The sequence below is a fragment of the Streptomyces sp. C genome, assembly GCF_000158895.1.
In the GTDB taxonomy this organism is placed as follows: Bacteria; Actinomycetota; Actinomycetes; order Streptomycetales; family Streptomycetaceae; genus Streptomyces; species Streptomyces racemochromogenes.
Window position 1 is genome coordinate 7,251,078 of the sequence record NZ_GG657750.1, and the last position, 2,770, is coordinate 7,253,847.

A 2,770-nucleotide genomic window follows, 5' to 3' on the forward strand; every position below is an offset into this window, starting at 1 on the left:
CGGGCCGCGCTCGCCATCCGGTGCGGGAGCCGGGCCCGCCGGGCGGGGTCGGTGAGCAGCGCCTCGCACAGGGCGGCGACCAGGCTCCGGCCGGCGCGCACGCGGTTGCCGACCGCACCCGGCAGGCCGCCCTCGCCCCAGTCGGGGCCGCCCGGCTCCCGGGAGCCGGGCCGGGCCGGCAGTGGACCCCAGCCGACCGCCGTGTACCAGGACACGGGGCTGCTGCGGGTGGCGGCGCGCACGGCGTGACGCAACACCCCGGGCTCCTCCTTGCGGGCGCGCCGCCCGGCCGTCCCGGCCCCGGCGCGCTCGACGGCGGCCAGCAGCTGGGCGCTGGTCGCCGAAGCGGCGAGGCCGAGGGCCGGCTCGCGGCACTGCGCGGCCAGGGCCCGGCGCTCGGCCGCCAGCGCGGCCGCCGCCGGTTCGCGGAGTCCGGCCCGCAGGGCGGCCAGCCGGCCGCGCAGCTCCAGCCACTCCCGCAGCGCCGGCACCCGTCCCGGTAGATCGCCGAGCGCGCCGAGGAGCGCGGGCCGGGGCTCCCGGCCGTTGTGCAGGGCCCGGCGCAGCGGCAGTACCACGTCCCGGTGGAAGGCGTCGGGATGGCCGCCCCGGCTCGCGTACAGGGCGTCGGTCAGTGCGGGCGTGAGCCGGGCCAGCGCGCCCTCCAGCCGCGTCAGTTGCCCGAGCGCGGCACGGAAGGCGGCCGCGTCCGGCGACTGCGCGGGGTGGGCGAGCGTCGTCGCGCGCACCAGGGCGTACGAGGAGGTGCGCACGGCGGGGGCTGGGGAGGTCATGGCGTCCCGGGTCCTTCCGGCTCGGCCTGATCGGGGAGAGGGGAGAAGAGGGAGAGGGGAGAGGTGAGAAGGGGGAGGTGAGAGGTGAGAGGTGAGAAGGGAGAGAGGGGCGGGGCAGGAAGCGGATCGCCCGCTCCGGGCCCGGGACGCGGGCGCCGGAACGGGCGGTCGGCGGGGGCACCGTCAGATGACGCCGGGAACCGTCTGCGGCTGCTGCGTGACGCACTGGCAGGCCGTGGCGGTGGGGATGCCGCACGTGGAGGTGGACGAGCCGGCGGCGAAGGCCGAAACCCCCGCGGTGTCGCGCATCGCGGTGACCGTGATCCCGCCGAGGTCCAGGTCGTGGGCCTCGAAGGACGTGGCCGCGTCGAAATCTGCCATGAGAACTCCCAAGGGTGTGGGACGACGTGTGATGGCTGGATCCTGTTGCGGACGAGCGGTCGCAACGCTAGCCGCCGGGCCGAACCGCCCGCAGCGGGCGCATTTCGACAGCAGGGGATAACTCCACGTACGGGCAGGGAGGTTGACCGAAAGGCGGCACAACGCGCCGCCGGCGGACCCCGGTCGTCCCACGCCGTCCCACCGCACCGCCGCATTCGGGCCGTTCCGGCCGTAAACCGCCGCCGGCGCACGGGCGTGCGCGCGTACGGGGGCAGCGGTGCGGGCAGTTCGGGAACCTCCGGGAACCCGGGGCGCCGGGGGATTCCGCAGATTCCCCAGGCCGGGCCGTGTCGTGGAGGCGGGTCATCCACCCGGGCGCGGCGGAAAGCCGCAGCGGAGCGGCGGAAACCGCGGCGGCAACGGCAGCGGAAACAACAAAGGCAAGGAGGTGAAACCACTCCTTGCCACTCTCAAGTTATAACGCATCGGGGGGCTTGCGGCAAGGCCCCCGTCCTCCCGCAGAATCACCGTCCTGAGCCAAAACCGCCGCACAACACACGGGTCGCGAACGACCCCGATCGGAGCCGCACCAGTGCCCCCGCTGACCACCAGCGTGTTCGACCTTCCCGACCGCCTCTCCGCCAAGGCCGCCCCGGAGCTCGTCGCCGGCGACGAGCGGCACTTCGCCGCCATCGAGGAAAGCCTCGCGCAGACGATCGCGGAGGTGTCCGAACGGCTCGACGCCGCGCGCAGGGCACCCGGGGGCGTCGGCCGGGAGGCCATGGACCGGGACGCGGAGATCCACCGGCTGACCGCCCGCCTGCGCCTGCTGCGCCGCTTCGGCCTGGACCTGTGCCTCGGCCGCATCGTCCTCGCGGACGACCCCGAGCCCCTGTACGTCGGCCGGTTCGGCCTCACCGACAGCACGGGCCGCCGGCTGCTCGTCGACTGGCGCTCACCGGCCGCCGAACCCTTCTTCGCGGCCACCCACGCCAACCCGATGGGTCTGGCGAGCCGCCGCAGGTACCGCTGGAACAGCGGCCGGATCGGCGACTACTGGGACGAGGTGTTCTCCGTCGACGGGCTGGAGGGCCACGCCGCGCTCGACGACCAGTCGGCCTTCATCGCGAGCCTCGCGGGCAACCGGTCGTCCCGGATGCGGGACGTCCTCGGCACCATCCAGGCGGACCAGGACGCCATCATCCGGGCGGGATCCCGCGGCGCCCTCGTCGTCGACGGCGGTCCGGGCACCGGCAAGACCGTGGTCGCCCTGCACCGCACCGCCCACCTCCTCTACGCGGACCCCCGCCTGGGCCACCGCCGCGGCGGCGTTCTCTTCGTCGGCCCGCACCGCCCGTACCTGTCCTACGTCGCCGACGTCCTGCCCAGCCTCGGGGAGGAGGGCGTACAGACCTGCACGGTCCGCGACCTCGTCGCCGAGGGCGCCACGGCGCAGCCCGAGGGCGACCCGGAGGTGGCCCGCCTGAAGTCCTCCGCGGCCCTGGTGAAGGCGATCGACGCGGCCGTCGCGCTCTACGAGGAGCCGCCCGCCGAGGGGATGGCGGTCAGCACCCACTGGGCCGACGTCCGGCTGA

Annotated in this window: 1 protein-coding gene and 2 pseudogenes; 1 reads left to right on the forward strand and 2 read right to left on the reverse strand. The window is 75.4% G+C overall.

Annotated elements, in window-relative coordinates:
- Together SSNG_RS42600 and SSNG_RS32225 are read right to left on the reverse strand one after the other, a co-directional pair.
- A pseudogene (locus SSNG_RS42600) lies at window positions 1-794 on the reverse strand (hypothetical protein); the annotation flags it as partial.
- A gap of 183 nt (window positions 795-977) precedes the next feature.
- Window positions 978-1,175, reverse strand: a complete 198-nt coding sequence (locus SSNG_RS32225; protein WP_007268133.1) for a thiopeptide-type bacteriocin — start codon at window positions 1,173-1,175, stop codon at window positions 978-980.
- A gap of 592 nt (window positions 1,176-1,767) precedes the next feature.
- Between SSNG_RS32225 and SSNG_RS32230 the strand changes: the two are divergent.
- Window positions 1,768-2,770, forward strand: a pseudogene (locus SSNG_RS32230) (AAA family ATPase); the annotation flags it as partial.